A 21,887-nucleotide genomic window follows, 5' to 3' on the forward strand; every position below is an offset into this window, starting at 1 on the left:
CCTTAATTACATTGTTCTTCTGTAACAGTTTTATTTGGATTCTAATACAACGTCCTAATTCGTAATTCGTAATTCGTAATTAACATGGAAAAACCTTCTAATTTATTACTTAAAGTCTCGCGGCGTTTGTTCACTAATCTAGATGAACAAGAAAAATTTATTGAGGCTTTAATGAATCCTCAGCCTTTTTCACCGAGTATTCTTTGGTGTCAAGAGAAGCCAGAGATTTCGCCAATAGCCGTGGAAACACCAACCTCTTGGCAGCCACAATTTATAGACCGCTTATATTTGGGAGAAAAACCAGGTCAGCATCCCTTGCATGAAAAAGGATATTTCTATTGTTTAGATTTTTCTTCGGTGTTTGCAGCTACTACTTTGTTAGCTATTCCTCAGTCAGTGCGTTTAGTTTTTGATATGTGTGCTGCACCAGGAGGTAAAAGCATCTTCGCTTGGAAAGCTTTACAACCTAACTTACTTATTAGTAATGAAGTAATTGGCAAACGTCTGGGAATGCTAATTTCTAATTTGAAACGTTGCCAGATCAGCCCTAGTGCAGTAGTTAATAGAGATTCTAGTATATTTGCCGAAATGTTTCCCGGCTCTAGCAATCTAGTAATAGTAGATGCTCCTTGTACTGGACAATCTTTACTTGCTAAAGGTGAAAAAGCACCTGGATGTTTTCACCCAACTGCTATTAACAAGAGTGCAAATCGACAAAAGCGTATTATAGCTAACTCTGCTAAGTTTGTTTCACCACAAGGCTATCTTGCTTATATGACTTGTACATATTCACCCGAAGAAAATGAGCAAGTTTGTGAATGGTTTTTAGAACGCTTTCCTCATTTTCAGGCAATAGAAATTGCTAATTTATCTAAATATCAATCGCATTTAATTACAATGCCTTGTTATCGGATGTTTCCTCAAGATAGGTTAGGCGCTGGTGCATTTACAATACTATTTAAAAATACTAATGAAGATGAGCGTAAAGAAGTAGATTTAAATACAATATCTTCGCTGTATATCTACCAAAATCTGAAAAAATTAAGTTAATTACATTGTTGGCATATATTTCAATATACTTGGGTTAAAATTTGATCCTCCCTACCCTGCTTAAAAAGGAGGTAATTAGAGTAAGCCTTTTGAAGGGGGATTAGGGGGATATTAATCTCGTTCCCAGTCAGAGACTGGGAATGCAACTGTGAGGCTCCGCCTCTTGTCTAAATTACGAAATTAATAAAAAACCTTCAATAATTAACTCTTATGGATAATAAAGTTTATTTAACCTTTCCGTAACCTAAGTTTAACCAAGATTTATCCGGTATCAGCGTTAGACTTTTTGAAATAAACATTATACAAAAAAGCTAGACCGTATAGGGTGCAAATTAGATGAGTCCAAAAGTCAGCAAAGTGTTTAACCAGTCTGGGGTGATTCCTTATAGAGTGAACAATGGTAAAGTCGAAATATTGCTAATCACGACCCGTAACTTTCAAGATTGGGTAATTCCGAAAGGAGATATTCCTAATGGTATGAGTCCGCCCGCTTCAGCAGCCAAAGAGGCGTGGGAAGAAGCAGGGGTGATTGGGCAGGTAGATGCGAATGAACTGGGCACTTACAAGTACCGCAAACGAGGCAAAAGTTACTGCGTTAAGATGTATTTATTACCAGTCGAGATGCTAAGTGAAGATTATCCAGAAGCAAGTAAAAGAAAACGGCAGTGGGTAGAAGTGCCTAAAGCTATCAGGATGGTTAAGTTTAATTCACTCAAACGAATTCTTAAAGGTTTTTTCCAGGTAAAATCTCACTTTTGTGCATTACGATGTTAAGTAAGTGGGCAAGAATAAATCAAACTATGTTACGCAATGTAAAACTAACAAAAGGTTTGTAGTAAGCGATGGAGCCGCTTACTACAAACCTTTAATTATTCACACCCACTTAGGAATAAGAATTAAATAATATACAATTTATGTCCCTGGCTTACCTCACCCTCAATCCCTCTCCTTTGTAAGGAGAGGGATCGTCAGACAGGATGAAGTTTGCATTTTATTTAATCCACGGTCTTTACTTAAATCCATAATAAAGCTACCCAAGTTTTTATACCGATAATTCCATCAGCTTGCAATCCTTTAGAGGTTTGGAAACTAACAATTGCATTCTTAACTGACTCAGAAAAATGCCCGTCAATGACATCAGTATATAATCCAATATCTTTTAATTGCTGTTGTAATTGTTTTACTTTTAGTCCAGAATCTCCTAGCTGAAATCCATTAAATCTATTCAAATCGGCTCGACCACTAACACCTGGTACACCAGATATATCACCTTCATATTGATGGATTAGGTATTGCCCCTGCCAAGCACTAGGAATAGTTGGAACCTTAGTTCCATAGTGGGCAATCCATAACGGATAACTAGCAAAATCAGATGGATTGCCAAGTTCTGTCCAGAAACTGGGGAAGGTATAAATGATTGGTTTGATTGGTTTTTTTGTTTGTTGTAGAAGGGCTTTTTCCACCTCTGCTAACCACTGCTTCGCTGCATTAATTACAGCTTGGCTATTTACTTTATCATTTACCTCTACATCCAGAACTGGTGGTAAGTCTCCAGGTTCTAATTTCCCCAACGTTTTTAAGAATTCCTTTGCTTGCTGAACCGGGTCAGATGTATGGGGGTGAAAGAAATGATAAGCACCCCGAATAATACCAACAGTTTTCATCGTCTGCCAGTGATGAGCAAAAGCAGAATCTTTGATGCTAACTCCCTCTGTGGCTTTGACAAATGCAAAAGTTTTACCAGAGTTTTTTACTGCTGTCCAATCTACTCTGCCGTCTTGATCGGCAACATCAATTCCTTCCATAGAATTTTTTAACCTTTTTATACAGTACAATACTGAACTTATCAGAAGCTCTGATCAAATTTATGCTATTTCTGGATGTTTGAGTAAATTCCATAAATTTACTAGGGTTGAGTGCCAACAGATCGCACTGGGGTCACTCTAACCTTGCCCGTACAAGGCTTGATTTCTTCTGTGAGGGTAAAGTGCTGGTAAGCATTAGGAGGCGTGATTTCAATTTTACTAGACATTGGGCAGTGTTTCTCTGGAGAACTAATGTGGTTATATGCTATCTGAAATGAGGCTTGTTTCCCAGAAGCTAGAGTTACTTGTTGTCGAGGTTGCTGACTCGAAAAGTAAGTGTCCTTCGAGCGGATAACTTTAACCCCTTCCAAAGGCTGACCTTTTGCATCCAGTAGTGCCAATCCCGGATAACCGTTGAGGGTGCAAGGGGATGAGGCGTTATTGGTGAAGGCGTAGGTGAGTGCAACATTCCCAACGCCAGCATCTTGGGAGACTCGGCGCACTGACAATTGGCTAGTTTCACACCGCGTCGGATTCGTGGCAATAGTGGCTTCAGGGGTAGAATTCTCTATACTTTTTGCAGTCGGTGTAGGTGTTGAGGTCAACACAGTTTCCTTAGTCGCTTGCTCAGTGCTTGCTGGCAAGGCTTGCGGCTGTTTTGTAACAGAGGAAGAACCGACACAGCCAGTTGTCACCGCAGTCAGGAGCAACAACATACTGCTTTCCAGAATTAGAATTCGCATATATTTTTTGTCTCTAGTGAACTACTTACACTGATGCTTTACATACAGTATAAGTTTCCAATTTCACAAGGGTTAGCGTTGCTGTGTATATACCATTTCAACAGCTTATCCATCTTTTCGGGCAAGGTGAACAGCAGAAAGAAACGAGAGGTGTACACTGTCTCCAAAGTTCCTCAGCTTTTCCCGCAATCCTGCAAATAGCAACTCCTTCGCCTTTGGCTCCAGTCTCCTAAAGGTACTTAATAGCTTAAGGTAGTCATCGATGCTGTATGTAACCTCACACGCGATTTGCTCAGTCACCAACTCCTTAAAATAACCAGAGTCTAGAATGTCTTGTTCAAACCCTCTCAAAATTTCCGCTTGAGTTTTGGCACCTTCATACCGGACAAGTGAAGGAGCATAGGCTTGATACACTTCCTCGATCGCTTGGTAAACTTCGTATTTCGGTTCAGGGGTCAGATTCCATAGCAGGATGAGAAACCCGTTGTCGCGTAATGCCGTCGCTGCCTTGCCATACCGAATCTCTGACGGTATCCAGTGAAAGGCGTTAGCAGATAGAACGGCATGGAACTGTTTTGCTTCCACTTCCCACTCCTCAAATGAGGTGTTCTGGATTGCAACGTTTGGATAGGTTGCACAGTTGCGTTGTGCCAAATGACAAAAATCCTGGTTTGGCTCAAGACACGTCATTGAAAAACCAAATTGAGCAAAAGCTACCGTCGCATTTCCTGGACCACAACCGACCTCAAGAATCGATGCATCTGAGGAAAGTTGGGCTAAAACGACGGACCGCTCGATCAGTTCCTTTGGATATTTTGGTCTGGCGTTGTAATAAATATCAGCAACGGGAGAATACCAATTCCTTCGCTGTTCTAAATCTATAGAAGCTCTGGCATTTATTTCTTGTTTAGAGTCTTGCATAAGCTAGTTTTATCAGCTTTTGAGTCCAACTTCATTTTATTTCGTTTCGTGGATCAAAGACCAATTCAATATTGATTGTCGCTATACTGTTTGCAAGATTACCATCAAACAAAGTAGGTACTGCAAAATTCCCTCGCATCCTGGTAAAGATTGCCTTGTCGTGGGTTTGATTTTATATCCCCGTCCCCGAAGCTAAGTATTCAACCGAATTCAATATTATCTGTTGCTTCAATCAAAGCACTGCAAATTCCTGGTTCACTCATCGAATGTCCGGCATCAGGAACCACAATAAATTCTGCTTCTGGCCAAGCCCGATGTAATTCCCAAGCTGATATCATTGGGCAGACTACATCATAGCGTCCCTGAACAATTACAGCCGGAATATGGCGGATACGGTCTACATTTAAGAGTAATTGATCTTCTGTTTCCAAAAATCCCTTATTCATAAAGTAATGGCATTCAATACGTGCGAAAGCTGAAGCAAATTCACTCTCGCCAAACTTTTGCATGAGTTCTGGATCTAAGAAAAGTCTACTTGTACTAGCTTCCCAAATTGACCAAGCACGCGCTGCTGTTAATTGAATTTCTAAATCTGGATCGGTCAAACGTTTGTAATATGCTGCGATCAGATCATCACGTTCATCTTTGGGAATTGGTTTGATATATTCTTCCCAAGCATCAGGAAAAATATAGCTAGCACCCTCTTGGTAAAACCATCGTAACTCTTTCTGCCTCAGCATAAAAATACCACGCAGAATTAGCCCCGTGCATCGAGAGGGATGGGTTTGACTGTAGGCTAATGATAAAGTGCTACCCCAACTACCACCGAAGACTGCCCACTTTTCTATACCTAAATGTTGGCGCAGTTTTTCGATATCACTGACTAAATCCCAAGTGGTATTTTCTCGTAATTCAGCATGGGGCGTACTTTGGCCACAACCGCGCTGGTCAAACATCACTAACCGCCATTTTTTTGGGTGGAAATATTGGCGATAAAAAGCTGGACATCCACCACCAGGTCCGCCATGCAGCAAAACGATGGGTTGACCTTGCGGGTTCCCTGACTCTTCAAAATGAATGGTATGAAGATCGGAAACCTGTAAACTACCTTCTAGATAAGGTTTAATCGCTGGATAAAGTTCTCGCATTTTCGATATTTTATCAGTAATGTTGTCATTGCGATCGCTTGCATAAATCAAATAATCTCGATACCCATGATACAACCCTCCAATGAACTTCCACCTAAAGGGCGATCGCACAAACTGAGAATCATTACAGCATTGCAAACTTGGGCTGCTACTCCCGATGGAATCTCAACAATTGTGCTAGCTAAGATGGCATTTAAAATGGCGATCGCATCGGCAATTTCTTTTGAAATTGCTCAGGCGTTGCGATGGAAGTATCCTTTTTATGCAGCGATCGCCGCCATCATTGTGATGTCATCTACTCATGGCAGCACTTTGTTATTAGGAATTCAGCGAATAATTGGAACCGTGATTGGTGCTATAAGTGGAGCCATCTTTGCGGTTGCACTGGGTAGCAATTTCGGGTCACTGGGAATTAGTGTATTTTTGACCATTTTTCTGACTTCTTATTGGAAATTCAATGAGGCGGCGAAATTGGCGGGGTATGTGTCAGCGATCGTCATTTTGAGTCACAGCCAATCTCCTTGGCTGTACGCTTGGGGCAGGTTTCTCGAAACCCTCTTGGGTATTGGTGTGGCACTGTTGGTAAACAATTTTATTTTTCCTGCCTCGGCTGGAGTCGAACTGAGGCGTTGTCTGTCGCAAACGCTAACTGATTTGGAGCAGTTTTATGAGTTGGTTGTGGACTCTGCCTTTACAGGAAACTACGATCGCCCCCGTGTGGATAAGTTGAAAATTAGTATCATTAGTTCACTAGGCAAGGCGCGATCGCTATGGCAGGAAGTCAGGCAGGGACAGACAAACGAACCGCCAGAAAAACGGGTAAATGAAGCCTGGGAGTTTCTCATCCGCCGGATTTGGGAACACATCTTGACAATGGAACATACCGTACTTGCTAGAGGGCAGGATACTTTCTGGCAAATTCTTTCACCTGAAATTACCCAACTGGCACTGGAAACGGAGAGTGCAATGCTCACTCTAGCAACAGCTGTCAAATCGCACCAGCCTAGTTTATCTTTGTCAGCAATGGAAGTTGCAATCACCAATGCTACAGAGCAATTAAATCGGTTGGAAGAAATTAAACAGCAAGATTACCCAATGGATGAGATACTCCGGTTTTTCACGTTCTTTTATACAATGGAAGAGGTGGGCAGAAAACTGCAAAAAATGGCAGGTACGCTAATTAACAAATGAAGAGTGCTGATATCTTGCACCATTCTCGATGAGCGAACTAGCCTGCCTCAGACTTAAGTCTGAGGCTAATAGCCCAAGTCCACTCAAGTGGACTAAAACCGTTTACTAGTCGTCTTTAGACGACTTTAGCTATTAGCCTAGTAATTCATTACTAGGCGATTGTTGGGACTAGTGCAAGATATCAGGAGTGCTGAGTTGAAAGACCGCCCACAAGGGGTGGGGCAAATACTTGTGTGTGAAAGTACCGAGTATTCTTCTTCTTACTCAGCACTCAAAACTTTTAGAAGGTGAAAGTTGTTCTCAGCGTACCAATGATTGCATCATCGTTGTTGCCGGGAAGTTGACCAGGATTGGTTAACCAAATTACCCCAGGAGTAATAGAAATGTTGTCGGTGACGCGATACTTATAGAAACCTTCAAAGTGGTATGGTTTATCACCAGTATTACCTCCAACATAAGGTTCAATACCTGCGAAAATTCCTAAGACATTGCCCTTCTTACCTAAGTCTGGCAGGGCTACCCCAAGTCCATAACTCCAAACTTGACTATCATCATTAGCACCAACGCCTGTGATGTCGCTGTAAACCGCAAAGCCACTAATTGACAGTTTATCACTAGGTTTAAAAGCAGCCTCAAAGCCGTAAGAATTACTTGAATATGGATTGCCACCAGCAACAAAGTTAGCTTGTGCAGTACCGACTATACCAGTTGTTGTACTCGCGGAGCCTGCATCGAATAAAACAGTACCACCATTATGATAACCGTGGACGTAGGTTGCAGCTAAGGTGATGCGATCGCCTAGTTTTAAGTTAAACTGTCCTAAAGCAGCATAGTTACCCTCGAATAAACCCGTATTTAGACCAGGGTTATTCGCTTGAGATGCCAAGTAACCCAAGGTTAATGAAGGTTCAAAGCTACCGCCACCTTTACCAAAGGCTAAGTTAACGCCGATACCAGCACCACCGCCAATGCGATAGATTGGACTTTCAGAAGCAAAGGTAGACAAAGCACCATTACCGCCATCATAATCCTCAAAGTATGGATTGACGGTAGGAACGTAATCGCTCTGAATACCTCCACTAGCAGCTATGTAAACTTGGGAGTTGCCAATGGGAAAGTAATAGGACAACCAGTCTATATAAACACTGTTGTTGTTGGAAGGGGACAGGCTATAGGTTTGAGTCCCTTCAAATGTGCCACCTGGTAAAGCCAATCCAATTGCATTACCAGCTGCAAGCCTAGTATGCAAAGTATCTTTACCTGTGAAGCTGGTTTGCAAGTCTAAACGCACCCTGTCTTGGAAAACAGTGTTGTTCTTGTCGTTGTCGCCAAAGTTGTCCGTGACAGCGAAAATTGCTTCACCAACCAACTTGGTTGTAGTGGAAAATTGATTTGCTTCTAGTTCAGCACTCCGTGTTTCGACAGCATCTACTCGACCACGCAGAGTTGCTAGTTCTGCCGAGAATTCCTCTTGCAAACGCTGGAGGGTCGTCAAATCCTGTTTTGACACCAAGCCAGTAGTTGCTGTCGCAATCAGTTCATTAACTCGGTCTAAACAAGCATTCAAACCTGCGGCAAATTCATAACGGGTCAATGCTCGGTTGCCACGGTAAGTGCTATTGGGGTATCCAGCAATACAACCGTAGCGTTCAACCAGGGATTGTAAAGCTTGGAATGCCCAGTCAGTCGGCTGTACATCAGAAAACTGAGAAACTGATGTGACTTGAGACAGTGAATTCTGGTTCTCGCTTTCACTGCTATAGCGGTTAACCTCTTCTAAAACGTTATTATCATCAGTCTTTTGGGCAACCAACTGCTGATTAACTTTTGGTTTCTCTGTTTGAATGAATATTGAAGCAGTAGAGGCTATTGGTGCTTCTGTCTGAGTAGTTTTTGCCTTTATATCTTCATAAGAGCCTGTTACTTCAGCAGCCATAGCCTTAACGCAAACCAACACCGTCACTCCCAAAACTACTGGACTTAGTACCAGAGTTTTCCACAACAGATGAGACATTTTTTTATTTTCCTTTCCCAAAAAAGACCCGAAATCAGTGGGTTCAAGAAAAAGAGAACAAGTAGTTATTCTACTTGTTGGAAATCTTACCAGATTGCAGTCAACTAAGATATGTCTCACAAATTTTTTTCATCCTCTTTTTTTGGCGAAGGTATTGATTCAATATTTAATTTTTCAACCATAAGTTTGCCGCAGCAGTTTTCAACCATAAAGTTGCCGTTGCGGCAAAGTTATGCTTGAAATCACATATTGGCGACTACTGGTAAGGACTTCCGAAAATGGACGTAACTGGATTCGAACCAGTGACCTCTACGATGTCAACGTAGCGCTCTAACCAACTGAGCTATACGTCCTTAACCACACGATTTATAATCATAGCATAGATTTTCTTGACAAACCAACATAGAGGGCGGAAATTAAGCAAACTCTATTTCCTAGATGACCCTAGTGTATGATTGATAAGGTTATTCGGTTCTGGTGGGAGTCAGCTACCAGAGGTAAGGGGGAAAAATCGGTGCAAATCCGGCGCTTGGGAGCAACTGTGAACCAATTTGAGAGTAATCTAAAATCCAAATTTGAGTGAATCAGCATGCCCGCCGAAATAGATTTATCAATTTCACATATCTGCGAGGTACAGATGACTACTGTAAATATTTCCCCAACTAGTCCCTTGAATGTTGCTGACCATACTTTATTTGTTTGCAAAACTTGCGCTAGCGTTTGGCAAGATGGAAAACGCTTAGGTGAAAGTGGCGGTCAAAAACTTCTACACCAACTTCAGCAGCTTGCACAAGATTGGGACTTACGAGATGAATTCTCAATTCAAGAAGTTGAATGCATGAGTGCTTGTAATCGTTCCTGTGTAGTTGCCTTTGCTGCCAAAGGGAAATTAACATATTTATTTGGTGATTTAGCTTTTGATGGTAGTGCTTCTGCGGTACTAGAATGTGCTAATCAATACTATTTCAAAGCAGATGGTTTATTGCCTTGGTCAGAGCGTCCAGAAGCCCTGAAAAAGGGCATTTTGGCAAAGATTCCACCTTTATCTTAATGATCCGCGTTTTGATTCTGGGTGGGACGGGAGATGCCGCAGAACTAGCTGCGAGAGTGGCGACTATCCAAGGGTTAGAAGCAATCACGTCTCTAGCCGGTCGCACCCGTAAACCATCAGTTCCGTTGGGCGATTTACGGGTTGGAGGCTTCGGTGGTGTGGCTGGATTGGCTAGCTATCTGCGAGTAATGGAAATCGACTTATTAATTGATGCAACCCATCCTTTTGCTACTCAGATTTCCTGCAATGCGGCAGATGCTGCAACCGAAGTCAGAGTACCCCGTCTGATGTTAATTCGTCCGCCTTGGCAAAAAGTAAGTGGCGATCGCTGGATTGAAGTTGACAGCGTTGCAGCCGCAGCAGCATCTGTAGCAAACCAGGCACAGCGAGTATTTTTAACAGTCGGTAGGCAAGAACTCGCTGCCTTTGCTCACTTAGAAAAAATTTGGTTTCTGATGCGGATGATTGACCATCCTACGGATGATGCTTTAGTACCACCGGGAATGATATTGTGCGATCGCGGGCCCTTTACCCTCAATAATGAGAGACAAATCCTAATTCATCACAACATCGATACCATCGTCAGTAAAAATAGCGGTGGCGATGCCACAAAGCCCAAGATTATTGCGGCGCGAGAACTGGACGTGAAGGTTGTTATGGTAGATCGTCCAGCCATACCGCCAGGAGAACAAGTTACTGATGTTGATGGTGCTTTGGCATGGCTATTTGACAAGTTGCATAACTATTGCTAATCAGACAAGGAAAAAACCAACTGCCGCATTACAGCAGTTTTTATTTATTTTAGGACTTACGCAAAACTACACGCGCTCAGGGGCAATTCATGAATTGCCCCTACGGGAAATCAGGGCTTTGACTGCCTTTTGGCGTAAGTCCTGTATTTGAATCACATCTGTCGTCGGGGCATAGCATTGCTCATGCATATAAAATGTAAGTAATTAGTAGTAATTGTTAGCTTTTCGCGTACTGTTAATTAACCTTCTCCAATAGCCGCGATCGCACTCACAACCTCCATGAAAAATCTAGCTCTACTATGTGCCATAGTCCTCGCCACCACATCTGGATTAGTTTTCGGGACAATGCCATCTGCCTCTGCTTTAAGTTGGAACTGGAATTATTCTGGTATTGGCATCGCGGCGAACGGTACTTTCACTACTAATGACACCCCTAACGATTTGGGTTTTTACCTGATTTATGGAATTACTGGTACACGAAATGGTGAAACAATTACAGGTCTGCAAGCCGCCGGAACTCCAATACCGGGAAACGAACCTTTTGATGTTGACAATTTAATTAGTATTAATACTCAGGAGTTAACGGGTGATGGTTTTGGGTATTCCACTTCGACAGGAAATCATTTTAGCTCATTGTTTGCTAGTTTTTTGCCGACACCAGGTTATTTAGAGGTTTTTTCTGCGCCGCCAATCATACCAGGTTTTGAAAATTTGGGATTGGAAGATAGTGAATTACCCATTAGTTTTTCTGCAACCATCGTCCCTTAATCCACCTCTATCCTTAGCTTGCATGGATGGACATTCTAATTACCAAATTATTCTCAGTATTGTGAATTCGGATGACTTTGAACACAGACGTGCTATAATCTGAGAGACTAAGGGCGCGTAGCTCAGTGGATAGAGCAACAGATTCCGGTTCTGTGGGTCGGGGGTTCAAATCCCTCCGCGCTCGTACCTGTACATTAACTAATTATTTGTCACTGTTAACAGATTAATGTCATATTTAACTAATTGATGTCACTGTTAACATATTAGCTGTCACATTTATATACTGCTATATGTTTATAAGTATGACAGTATTATCCTTGTGATGTTTATAAGTATGACAGTATTATCCTTGTCCATCTAACTTATAACCGAATGAATTACTCACTAATAGAGCCAGAGGTCATTCCCTCCAAACAAAGAATCTGTTGCTCTATCCTTTCAACCCAACTCAAAACTGTCAGCTTGGCATCAAATTGAGAACCAGTCACAAAAAGTCGATAAAGCTTTTAAAGTAATCTAATACCGAGAAAGAGCTAATTTACGAACAAGATGGTATATATTTTTTCAACCCGCCTCTAGCTGGAAGGAGTGTTGAAACGCTGCATAATTTCTCCTGATAACTCTATTGCATCATTTTCTTTCAACCCGCCTCTAGCTGGGAGGGGTGTTGAAACCAAGTTGTGCGATCGCTTTATCCCCTGCAAACTTTTCACTTTCAACCCGCCTCTAGCTGGGAGGGGTGTTGAAACAACTAAGAACTCCACTCTGGAGTTTCCAAGCTAAAATTGAAATCTTTCAACCCGCCTCTAGCTGGGAGGGGTGTTGAAACCCTAACTGAGTTGAGCGTTGAATTTTGGTCTTAAGCCTTTCAACCCGCCTCTAGCTGGGAGGGGTGTTGAAACACAATGCTTCGCCTAGCTGAATTCGGTGCGATAGCTTTCAACCCGCCTCTAGCTGGGAGGGGTGTTGAAACCATACAGATGCGAAGGATAGTGCTGTGCGATAGTCTCTTTCAACCCGCCTCTAGCTGGGAGGGGTGTTGAAACCAACGATGCCGACGATGACCCTCTTCAGTGCCTAGACTTTCAACCCGCCTCTAGCTGGGAGGGGTGTTGAAACATTAACGGTTTGTGTTGCAATACCAAGACCTAGCTCTTTCAACCCGCCTCTAGCTGGGAGGGGTGTTGAAACCCTGCGCTTCAAACTCTTGATTTACCAATAGTTATAAAGGCATTTTTGTCACGTCTCCCAAAATCGCCCATCAGTTAATACTTAAAAAAGTAAATCAACTGACACATTAAAGGCTATAAACCTTATTAAACAAGCGATTTAAAGTTTTGGCAGGAGTCCCAGGGAAATCGCCCCCGCTTTACCATGCCAAAAAATAATTAAGGTGGGTTCCTCCTTGGTCGGAGGTGATTCAGTAGCCACCACTGCGGTAAACCCGCACCTCTATTACTGGGGGCGCACCTTATTCCTGTCCGCAAGGGACAGCAGCATCAAGGTGGGCAGCTACCAGGGTCAGAAAGCAAGACTGTTTAATAGCAGTCAAACTAACCCAAATTTACACAGCACAGAGGCTTGTAACAAGCATGAACTGCGGCGCTGTTGAATTTCCTTATTTTATTGTCAAGGTTCGGTGTTTTGTCAATCAGTTTATTTTGCGGGAATGGTAAGCAGCGATCGCTAATTCTTTCGCTTTCTCTTGTGGACTACCTCGAATTGGCTGTTTTGACTCCTCTATAACAATTCCAGCCTTAACAGCTGACGAGTGAATATTTGCCATCAATCTGCCGTAACTCCATTGATGAACGCTAACTCGGTACTGTTTGGCATACTTTTGTTGAACTTCTATTAAGTCTGATTTTTGTTCAGCTTTGGCTTGAATCTCGCTTTGAACTTGCTCTCGCATATTGTCCAATTTAGGTAGAACAATACTTCCAGCAGAGTATGTTTGGGCGATCGCCACAATCTCTTGAGCTATCAATCTGTCTACATACTGTCCTAACTCTGATTCTCCGAATTGATTTGGTGCAGCTAGTGTTTGAGCTACTTGGCGTTGATGAGATAAGGAGTGTTTTTGTTGTCGCTGTCTATTTAGTAATCTGTAATTATCACCAATTATTTGTTTAATACTGCGCTGGGTAAGCACTTTACCTGTAGAGCCATTAACTACTGCTACTGTTGCAGGCTTTTCTAAACCAAGGCTAACACCAACAAGAATATCAGATTGCCCTTTATATAAGGGTTTGCTTGGACGGGGAAAGGGGTTATTAATTTTGGCTAATGTAGAGTTTTTCCTTTTTATATAAGCTAGCTGTTTTTCATTGAGGTCGTTCTTGGCTTTAGTTTTGGTGATAGCCTTAGCAACTTCTTCTGCTTTTTCTTCTCTAACTAGGTTTGTTCCTTCATCTGTCCACAGACGAGTATCTACAGAACAGTAAAGAATTAAATGGTTAACATCCCAAGGTTCGCCTTTGTCTTCCTCTTCCTGCCAAGCAATGAGTCCACTTCGGAGAGTGAAGAGGCTACTAGAGTGCTTCCCTTTACCGAGCCGTTTGATTTGCTGGTCTTCATAGAAACGTTGAAACCAATGGAGTTGGCGAGAATCACAATATATTTGAAAAGTATGTTCGCTAAGACCATTGAATTTCAGACAGATACGCCCATTTTTGTTTTGAAACCAAGTCATATCTTCGTTGGTTTAAAAACTAACTGGAAAAGGCACTCTACTAGATTTTTTTAATAGACTGTCTTGCCATGATTTCACCTCAGCTTCATTACTAGGAAATTTCTGAGTAGCAATCATGAGAGTTTCTAGCCATTTCGCATCTGTTAAATCTCTTCCTTTAGGAATTCGAGCAGCTAGCTTCTCTGTAAGACGTTCAATTTGAATTTCTACTTTGCGCCGACGCTGGGCAAATTTTTTGGGATCTTCTTCTTTATCACTTACTTTGCATCCATTTTTAAGCAAATAGCTGATAGCGCAACGGCTGAGATTATCTTCTGTATTTTTGTAAGCTTCAAATAGACTCTTGGAGACGCTGCGATCGCTATCTGAATCTTTGGATTTTTTAGTTTTTTGCCCTTTCTTTCCTTTGACTGGTTGTGGTTCAACCATGTCGGACTGGGGTGTAACTTGAGCCAGAATTTCAGCAGCTTTGATACGAAGACTTTCTAAGTTAACACCACTAGCTTCTACTAATTCAGTATCACTTTTGAGCATTTCCAACCAGCGAATTTTGCCTTCCAGTTGGTACTGCAACCTTTTCATCAGTGCTAACCAAGATTTGTAGATGTAGTTAACTCTAGTGATCGCACTCGTGTAAAACCGTCCTGGTTGACCAATAAAGCGAGAGTCGGTTTTGAGTACTGTACACAGTTGCTTGACTTTCCCAGTAGGTATTTTTCCATTTTGCCGCCAGGTTTCAAAGTCAGGATGTTGAGCTACTTGAAGCAGTAACTCATTAATCAGTGGTGTGTTTTTATCTGCCATGAGCTTCCATAGCTGTTGGCGAGTAACAACACTAGCGACAAGACGACACTGGATCGTGTTTTGACTCATCGATTTTAAATTTAAAAACATATTATGTTCAATAATACCATATATGTTAAATAAAATGCTGTGCCTAAAATGATTTCATGCAGGAAACTTTTTTTACGAGTAAACAAGCTGCTGAAATCACAGGCTGCACTCTGCGCCAGCTCCAGTACTGGCGAGAAAAGGGTGTAGTTATACCTGTTATCGGTGAGACTGGGATAGGGCGTAGTATTTATTACTCAAAGCCGAATTTAATGGAACTGGCAGCAATGTTATATTTTTTGTCTATGGGGCTAAATTTCGATGTTGCTACTACTACGCTTAAAACATTGAAAGATAAGGAACCAGAATTATTTGAATCTGGTAAAGGTACACGGTGGATGCTCCGACGAGGCAATCACAAGCGATCGCTCGAACTTGTAGAGTTTGAATTAGAACAAGCGATCGCCCAAATAAAAGCAGGCCAACCTGTAATTCCAGTATGGTTGGATACCATACACGAGCGTATAGCCAGCAAGTTGAAAGATTAGACTTAAGCAAATTGGAACTGTTTTGGAGTGTTTCTCAACAAGAGCTATACTGGCAAAGCATTAGTGTCGGAATTTCAGCATCTACTATGGGCAAACTCACGCTGCCGCAACTCGAACGTCATCTTTTTTCTGCTGCTGATATTCTGCGCGGCAAGATGGACGCTTCGGAGTTCAAAGAATACATCTTCGGGATGCTTTTTTTAAAACGCGCCTCGGATGTCTTTGAGCAGCAGTATGAGCAGATTTGGCAGCAGAATTTGCAAAGGGGACGCACAGACGAAGACGCGAAAATCAGGGCAGAAAGCCCCCTCACTTACAAAGAAACTTTCTTTGTGCCAGAAAAGGCGCGGTGGGCATATATTCGTGATGAGCTACATAAAAACGTAGCTGATGGATTAAATAAAGCTTTGGCAGCACTTGAGGAAAGTAACCAAGCATTGGCGGGTGTACTGGGACACATTGATTTCAACCGTCAAGTTGGTAGAAGTCGGATTCCTGATGTCAAGTTGCGCGAATTGATTAAACACTTCAATAAATATCGCTTACGAAATGAAGATTTTGTATTTCCTGATTTGCTGGGTGCTGCTTACGAGTACCTGATTAAAGAGTTTGCAGATTCAGCCGGGAAAAAAGGGGGCGAGTTTTATACGCCGCGTGAGGTGGTGCAGCTGATGGTGCGCCTGTTAAAACCCCAACCTGGGATGTCAGTTTACGATCCCTGCTGTGGTTCTGGAGGAATGTTAATTCAGTCCAAGCAATATGTAGAAGAATGCGGTCGTGATGCCAGAAATTTAGCATTATACGGTCAGGATAATAACGGCGGCGTATGGGCAATTTGCAAAATTAATATGCTGCTGCACGGCATTCGAGATGCAGATATACATAATGACGATACCCTCTTTAATCCTTTGCATATTGCTGACGGTGAACTGATCCGCTTTGACAGAGTAATCAGTAATCCGCCTTTTTCTCAAAACTATAGCCGTGAGGGAATGCAATTCCCTGGACGCTTTACACATGGTTATTGTCCTGAAACTGGTAAAAAAGCAGATTTGATGTTTGCCCAGCACATGTTAGCTGTTCTCAAAACTGATGGGATGATGGCGACGGTAATGCCGCATGGGGTGCTGTTTCGCGGCGGAGAAGAAAAGAAAATTCGGGAGAGTTTCATTAAAAACGATCAATTAGAAGCGGTGATTGGCTTACCACCCAATTTGTTTTATGGCACAGGTATCCCCGCCTGTATTTTGGTGATGTGTCCACAAGGGGCGAAACCTGTAGAACGTCAGGGAAAAGTTTTGTTTATTAATGCTGATGCTGAATATTATGCAGGCCGCGCTCAAAATTATTTGCGTCCTGAGCATATCGAAAAGATTTCCTGGGTATTTGAAAATTTTGTGTCTTTACCCGCATATTCGGCAGTAGTAACTAAGGAAGAATTAAAAGACAACGATTACAACTGCAATATCCGCCGCTATGCTGACAACGCGCCACCGCCAGAACCGCACGATGTACGGGCGCATTTGTTGGGGGGAATTCCTAAAGTAGAGGTAGAGGCTAAGTCAAATCTATTAGCCGCACATGGGTTTGATGCAACTAGGATTTTTGTGGAGCGCAATTAATTATGACAGCTTTAACCTTACAATTACCTCCTAATCTGCAATTTACTGATGAGGAATTTGCACAAATTGTAGCTGTGAATAAAGAATTAAGGTTGGAATTGACTGCTGAAGGGGAATTAATTATCATGGCACCTACTGGTGGAGAAACGGGAAACCGTAATTTTGAACTGTATCTTGATTTAGGAGTTTGGAACCGACAAAATAAGCTCGGAAAAGCTTTTGATTCTTCTACTGGGTTTAAACTTCCCAATGGTGCAACTCGTTCACCTGATGCTTCTTGGGTAAAAATAGAAAGATGGGATGCTCTTACACCAGAACAAAGAAAGAAATTTCTCCCTTTGTGTCCTGATTTTGCAGTGGAATTAGTTTCTGAAACTGATGATGTGGAAGATACTAAAGCTAAGATGCAGGAATATTTAGCAAATGGGTTAAAACTTGGTTGGTTAATTAATCCTAGAGATAAACAAGTAATAATTTATCGTTCTAATCAAGCACCAGAAGTTTTACAAGCTCCTACAAGTTTATCGGGTGAAGATGTTCTTCCTGGTTTTGTTTTAAACTTACAGCATATTTTTGCATAGATGACTGATTATATTGATTTTATTTCTACTATTACTGAACGATCGCAAATTAAAACTTTTATAGAATCTGATGCTGGCGTTCAACAGCAAGAAGGTAGACTATATAGTGTGTTTGCTGCTTGGTGGCAAATACACTCTGCCAGTTTGAGTGAGTTGCCTAAAACTAAAAAGGTGATGGAACTCCGCACTGAGTTTTGGAGTTCTTTTGTAGATACTTTAACACCTGTGGGGCTACTTGACCGCTTTAAAGTAGCGGGTGTGGTTGCTAGTTGGTGGAATGAACAAAGGTATGAACTCAGAACTTTATCAGAGTCAGATTTTGGCGGTTTGGTTGATAGTTGGGTAGATACAATTAAAGATGCTTTAGAGCAAGATGAGGATGAGAAGAAAAAGCAGGCGAAATTTGACCCTCTAAATCATAAATTGGTGGCGCGGTTGATGCCGGATTATTTACAAGATATTGATGAGGCTGAGGCGAAAATTGCGGAATTAGAACAGCAAAAGTCAGCTTTTGAGCAGGGAGAGGAAGCTGAGGCTGATGTTGAGGAAGGGGAAGAATCAGAAGCAGTTAATATTGTCAAGGATTTAGAGACAGACCTTAAGTATATAAAAAATTCGATAAAAGAGCCAAAGAAGGAACTCAAGATTTTAAAGAAGACACCTTTATTGAATGGGAGTAAAATTGCTGAACTTGAGGTTTTTATTGCAGAGAATGAAGCGGAAATTGCCGAAATAGAAGCCCAACTGGAACCTTATAGGGAAATTGTTAAACAGTTGAAGGAAGCGAAGGCAGAATTAAAGACATTAAAGAATGAATTGGTGAAGCGTTTGGACGCTGCGCGGGCTGATTTGAGTGATGAAGATTGTCGAGATTTGGTGTTAGCCATTTTCAAAGATGGGTTAATTGCTGAATTGGAGCGATATGTTACCGCGCACCGTCAGCAGGTGATTGCTGCGGTAGAAAATTGCTGGGATAAGTATCGGGTGACGTTGCAAGATATTGAGACGGAACGGGATGCAGCAGCGAAGAAGTTGAATGAGTTTTTGCAGGGGTTGGGGTATGCATGACGTTTTGGTTGAGAATGAGGAGTTTAAGGATTCGCCTTTGGGGAAGATTCCAAAGGATTGGGAAGTATGCGCCATAGAAAATAAACTTCAACAAATTATTGATTATCGAGGTAAAACTCCCGAAAAAACTAATTCCGGTGTTCCTCTAATTACTGCTAAAAATGTTCGTGATGGATATTTAGATCCAGAACCGCGTGAATATATTGACGAAACAAATTATGACATCTGGATGAGACGGGGATTTCCAAAAGCTGAAGATGTTCTGTTTACAACTGAAGCTCCTTTAGGAAATGTTGCAAGAGTTCCCAGTTATAAAATTGCTTTAGCTCAACGTCTTCTTACACTTCGCGCTAGCCCTGAAGCACTTGATGCTGGTTATTTATTTTGGTTACTGAATTGGTCTGAGTCTCGCCGAAGATTAGAACAAAAATCAACAGGTTCAACAGTATTAGGAATTAAACAATCAGTATTCCGCAAGATTTTCTTTCGATTTCCGTCTTTATCTAAACAGCGACGTATTGCTGAGATTTTGGATACGGTGGATGAAGCGATCGCACGCACATCTTCCCTTATTATAAAACTTAAACATACCAAAGCCGGACTACTGCAAGACTTGCTCACATGCGGGTTAGATGACGATGGCAAATTGAGAGATTTACAGGCACATCCTGAACAGTTCAAAGACTCACCACTGGGACAGATTCCGAAAGATTGGGGAGTTGTGCAACTTAGTGAAGTAACTACCATTGAAAATGGTACAACTCCATCAAGAGAAGAGTATAAATTTTGGAATCAAGGAACAATTCCTTGGTTAACTACTGGCAAAGTTCATGAACGTATTATCATTCAATCGGATGAGTTTATCACTAATTTTGCCTTACAGATATGTAGTTTGCGTCTTTTGCCTGTAGGAACAATTCTCGTTGCAATGATTGGTCAAGGAATTACTCGTGGTAAGGTTGCTTATTTAGCTTTTGAGGCAGCAATAAATCAAAATTTTGGTGCAATTCTTCCTTGTTATTCATTTAATTGTAAATTTTTATTTCATTACCTTGACGTTAATTACGAGTATGTCAGAGGCTCAAGTCAAGGTAGTAATCAGCAAGCTTTAAACTGTTCTGTCGTAGGAAAACTACAAGTTATTTGTCCACCAATAGATGAACAAAATGCTATTTCGACAGTAATTGATTCTTATGACACTCATATTTCCACAGAAGAAGCCTACCTTAACAAGCTCAAACTTCAAAAACAGGGGCTAATGCAAGACTTATTAACTGGCAAAGTGCGAGTTAGCACAATCAAATAATCCCACAGTATGAGCCAGAAGCTAACACCAGCAAGAGTACCAACACCAGGAAAAATTTTAAGTAGAGAAATAGAAGTGCGTGGCTGGACACAGAAATACTTAGCAGAAATGATGAATTGTGCAGTTCTAACCATCAACGAAATTATAAAAGGAAAGAAGGAAATTACACCAGAAATAGCTATGAAATTGTCGCAAGCCTTAGATACGACTCCTGATTTTTGGATAAATCTAGAGGTTCAGTATAAACTTCATCTTGTAAGTAAAGATAACAAAGTTAACTAATTATGTTTGAATTTAAGCAAGGCAACCTGTTAGAAGAAAAAACCGAAGCCCTAGTTAACACAGTTAATTGTGTCGGTGTAATGGGTAAAGGGATTGCCTTGCAATTCAAGCAGGCTTATCCTGAAAACTTTCGTCTATATAAACAAGCCTGTCGCGCTGGTAAAGTACAGCCAGGACAGATGTTTACAGTAACAACAGATAGCTTGTTAAATCCCAGATATATCATCAACTTCCCCACAAAACACCATTGGAGAAATAATTCAAAGATAGAAGATATTCAAAGTGGACTGGTGGCTTTAGTGCAACAAGTACAGGAATTGGGTATTACATCAATTGCAATGCCAGCATTAGGATGTGGTAATGGTGGCTTGAAGTGGGCTGATGTTAAGCCACTGATAGAATTAGCCTTCGCTCAACTACCAGATGTACAGGTAATTATTTTTGAGCCGTTACCCCAAACTAGCACAAGATAGTGAGCAAGCGATCGCCCTGGTACATGAATGGAGCGAAAGAAAGCGCTACCTATTTAAAGCCCAGCATATTCGCAAAGCTTGGCAGCGTTTGTATGAGCAAAATTGGCTAACTGCCACGGAGATGCAATAAAAATTATCAATTTAAGAATGATTTTTTATTTTCTTAAGTTTAGGAACTGCATAAACCGAATCATTTGCAGCCCGACCAACTACAAGAAAGTTCTCCTCTCCAAGACACTCTTCCGGCCATGTAGAGCGCTTTATAGGACGTAAATCAATTTGTAAATTAGCCTTGTCGCCTGAAGGAAGCTGATTAAATTGATGCAAACTTAGTAATTTTTCATAGCTGGGGAGTTGGTGAGTAATCAAAAAAGCAATCGGATAAAACTTAATCATATTAAAAAAACCACTTGTTTGGAGGTTTCCTCTTACGGCTGGCATTGCAAAATCCCTGAGTATACTAATTGTTTCATAAGGATAAACCCAATAAAAAATATGAATATCATCAGGAATCGGCAACGACGGATCTAGAATAGAAGGTCTTACAACCGTATCTATAACGACTTCATCCGTCTCTGTTTTCGCTGCAAGAAGATGACCTAAAACAGAACGCATAATTGCATTTGGATAGCATTCAACCTCAAAAGAATCTGGCAGAATTACGCTACTTCCAACAAAACTTTCAATTTTCTGACTAAAGTCACCTAAAGCCCAATCATATCTATTACCCAATTTGTTATTACAATCGCTGCATATTGTCTTATAACTTACTCCATTTTGAGACATTCTGGGACGAAAGCCGCGTTCTCCAATCATTTGATAAAACAGCTTAGAAATAACTGTATTTTTAGCTGGAGGACAAGCTTGAGGAGGCACATGGTCTTCCGATAATTCTTTCTCTAGTTGGCAGATATTACAAATTCTGTCTTTCTTTTTAAACTTTTCAACAATCGATTGTCTAGAATTTTTCATAATATTAATTAGATACGGTAATAACTATGCTCAGTGTATTTGATTGGTTATAGCTTGACCATAAGCACT

General features: G+C 41.3%; 20 protein-coding genes, 2 tRNA genes, 1 pseudogene and 1 CRISPR repeat array. Of the genes and pseudogenes, 15 read left to right on the plus strand and 8 right to left on the minus strand.

What is annotated here, in order from left to right; translation table 11 throughout:
• The first annotated feature begins 84 nt into the window (after positions 1–84).
• Positions 85–1,050, plus strand: a complete 966-nt coding sequence (locus V7K31_RS23415; protein ID WP_335097193.1) for an RsmB/NOP family class I SAM-dependent RNA methyltransferase — start codon at positions 85–87, stop codon at positions 1,048–1,050.
• A 336-nt stretch (positions 1,051–1,386) separates the two neighbouring features.
• Positions 1,387–1,824 (plus strand): NUDIX hydrolase, encoded by a 438-nt coding sequence (locus tag V7K31_RS23420; RefSeq protein WP_335097195.1) that lies wholly within the window; start codon positions 1,387–1,389, stop codon positions 1,822–1,824.
• A 239-nt stretch (positions 1,825–2,063) separates the two neighbouring features.
• Here V7K31_RS23420 and V7K31_RS23425 read toward each other — a convergent pair whose 3' ends face one another.
• From V7K31_RS23425 to pip, 4 genes are all read right to left on the minus strand, one after another.
• Positions 2,064–2,855 carry a GH25 family lysozyme gene (locus V7K31_RS23425; RefSeq protein WP_335097196.1) on the minus strand — a complete coding sequence of 264 codons (792 nt, stop codon included), beginning with the start codon at positions 2,853–2,855 and terminating at the stop codon, positions 2,064–2,066.
• Positions 2,856–2,956: 101 nt separating this feature from the next.
• Positions 2,957–3,598 carry a DUF4232 domain-containing protein gene (locus V7K31_RS23430; RefSeq protein WP_335097198.1) on the minus strand — a complete coding sequence of 214 codons (642 nt, stop codon included), beginning with the start codon at positions 3,596–3,598 and terminating at the stop codon, positions 2,957–2,959.
• Positions 3,599–3,703: 105 nt separating this feature from the next.
• The gene (locus tag V7K31_RS23435; RefSeq protein WP_335097199.1) at positions 3,704–4,519 is read right to left on the minus strand and encodes a class I SAM-dependent methyltransferase; all 816 of its coding nucleotides are present in this window, start codon (positions 4,517–4,519) and stop codon (positions 3,704–3,706) included.
• A 200-nt stretch (positions 4,520–4,719) separates the two neighbouring features.
• Complete coding sequence (gene pip / locus V7K31_RS23440; protein WP_335097230.1) at positions 4,720–5,667, minus strand: prolyl aminopeptidase; 948 nt, start codon at positions 5,665–5,667, stop codon at positions 4,720–4,722.
• 66 nt (positions 5,668–5,733) lie between these two features.
• Between pip and V7K31_RS23445 the strand changes: the two genes are divergently transcribed.
• Positions 5,734–6,858 carry an FUSC family protein gene (locus V7K31_RS23445; RefSeq protein WP_335097200.1) on the plus strand — a complete coding sequence of 375 codons (1,125 nt, stop codon included), beginning with the start codon at positions 5,734–5,736 and terminating at the stop codon, positions 6,856–6,858.
• A gap of 280 nt (positions 6,859–7,138) precedes the next feature.
• On the opposite strand, the gene V7K31_RS23450 is transcribed toward V7K31_RS23445, so the two are convergent.
• Both V7K31_RS23450 and V7K31_RS23455 read right to left on the minus strand, forming a co-directional pair.
• Positions 7,139–8,872, minus strand: a complete 1,734-nt coding sequence (locus V7K31_RS23450; RefSeq protein WP_335097201.1) for an iron uptake porin — start codon at positions 8,870–8,872, stop codon at positions 7,139–7,141.
• Positions 8,873–9,151: 279 nt separating this feature from the next.
• Positions 9,152–9,225: transfer RNA gene (locus V7K31_RS23455), tRNA-Val, on the minus strand.
• A gap of 284 nt (positions 9,226–9,509) precedes the next feature.
• Between V7K31_RS23455 and V7K31_RS23460 the strand changes: the two genes are divergently transcribed.
• The 4 genes from V7K31_RS23460 (at position 9,510) to V7K31_RS23475 (ending at position 11,627) form a co-directional block, all read left to right on the plus strand.
• Entirely contained in the window at positions 9,510–9,923 is a 414-nt protein-coding gene (locus tag V7K31_RS23460; protein ID WP_335097232.1) for a DUF1636 family protein, read from the plus strand.
• Positions 9,923–10,675, plus strand: a complete 753-nt coding sequence (locus tag V7K31_RS23465) for a cobalt-precorrin-6A reductase (protein ID WP_335097203.1) — start codon at positions 9,923–9,925, stop codon at positions 10,673–10,675. The genes V7K31_RS23460 and V7K31_RS23465 overlap by 1 nt, the downstream gene beginning before the upstream one ends.
• A gap of 279 nt (positions 10,676–10,954) precedes the next feature.
• Positions 10,955–11,443 (plus strand): PEP-CTERM sorting domain-containing protein, encoded by a 489-nt coding sequence (locus V7K31_RS23470; RefSeq protein ID WP_335097204.1) that lies wholly within the window; start codon positions 10,955–10,957, stop codon positions 11,441–11,443.
• Positions 11,444–11,554: 111 nt separating this feature from the next.
• Positions 11,555–11,627: transfer RNA gene (locus tag V7K31_RS23475), tRNA-Arg, on the plus strand.
• A 377-nt stretch (positions 11,628–12,004) separates the two neighbouring features.
• Positions 12,005–12,634: direct repeats of the CRISPR family, unit length 37 nt; unit sequence CTTTCAACCCGCCTCTAGCTGGGAGGGGTGTTGAAAC.
• 460 nt (positions 12,635–13,094) lie between these two features.
• Here V7K31_RS23475 and cas12k read toward each other — a convergent pair.
• A pseudogene (cas12k, locus tag V7K31_RS23480) lies at positions 13,095–15,008 on the minus strand (type V CRISPR-associated protein Cas12k).
• Positions 15,009–15,085: 77 nt separating this feature from the next.
• On the opposite strand from cas12k, the gene V7K31_RS23485 reads away from it, so the two are divergent.
• Genes V7K31_RS23485 through V7K31_RS23520 form a run of 8 tightly spaced genes read left to right on the plus strand, consistent with a single transcriptional unit; the run spans position 15,086 to position 20,976 of the window.
• Positions 15,086–15,514 (plus strand): MerR family transcriptional regulator, encoded by a 429-nt coding sequence (locus V7K31_RS23485; RefSeq protein WP_335097206.1) that lies wholly within the window; start codon positions 15,086–15,088, stop codon positions 15,512–15,514.
• Positions 15,466–17,136, plus strand: a complete 1,671-nt coding sequence (locus V7K31_RS23490) for a type I restriction-modification system subunit M (protein WP_335097208.1) — start codon at positions 15,466–15,468, stop codon at positions 17,134–17,136. The genes V7K31_RS23485 and V7K31_RS23490 overlap by 49 nt, the downstream gene beginning before the upstream one ends.
• A gap of 2 nt (positions 17,137–17,138) precedes the next feature.
• On the plus strand, positions 17,139–17,717 hold the full coding sequence (locus V7K31_RS23495) for a Uma2 family endonuclease (protein WP_335097209.1): 579 nt from the start codon (positions 17,139–17,141) through the stop codon (positions 17,715–17,717).
• Positions 17,718–18,785 carry a hypothetical protein gene (locus V7K31_RS23500; protein ID WP_335097210.1) on the plus strand — a complete coding sequence of 356 codons (1,068 nt, stop codon included), beginning with the start codon at positions 17,718–17,720 and terminating at the stop codon, positions 18,783–18,785.
• Positions 18,778–20,091, plus strand: a complete 1,314-nt coding sequence (locus tag V7K31_RS23505; protein WP_335097211.1) for a restriction endonuclease subunit S — start codon at positions 18,778–18,780, stop codon at positions 20,089–20,091. Before V7K31_RS23500 ends, V7K31_RS23505 begins: the two co-directional genes overlap by 8 nt.
• Positions 20,092–20,100: 9 nt before the next feature.
• Positions 20,101–20,373 carry a HigA family addiction module antitoxin gene (locus tag V7K31_RS23510; protein ID WP_335097212.1) on the plus strand — a complete coding sequence of 91 codons (273 nt, stop codon included), beginning with the start codon at positions 20,101–20,103 and terminating at the stop codon, positions 20,371–20,373.
• A 2-nt stretch (positions 20,374–20,375) separates the two neighbouring features.
• A complete protein-coding gene (gene darG / locus V7K31_RS23515; protein ID WP_335097214.1) occupies positions 20,376–20,846 on the plus strand; it encodes a type II toxin-antitoxin system antitoxin DNA ADP-ribosyl glycohydrolase DarG in 471 nt (156 codons plus the stop codon).
• Positions 20,815–20,976, plus strand: coding sequence for a hypothetical protein (locus tag V7K31_RS23520; protein ID WP_335097215.1), 162 nt, complete (start codon positions 20,815–20,817; stop codon positions 20,974–20,976). The genes darG and V7K31_RS23520 overlap by 32 nt, the downstream gene beginning before the upstream one ends.
• A gap of 11 nt (positions 20,977–20,987) precedes the next feature.
• Here the strand turns inward: V7K31_RS23520 and V7K31_RS23525 are convergent, their stop codons facing one another.
• On the minus strand, positions 20,988–21,818 hold the full coding sequence (locus tag V7K31_RS23525) for a hypothetical protein (protein ID WP_335097216.1): 831 nt from the start codon (positions 21,816–21,818) through the stop codon (positions 20,988–20,990).
• Positions 21,819–21,887: the final 69 nt, after the last annotated feature.

The sequence above is a fragment of the Nostoc sp. genome (assembly GCF_036917675.1).
Taxonomy (GTDB): Bacteria; Cyanobacteriota; Cyanobacteriia; order Cyanobacteriales; family Nostocaceae; genus Nostoc.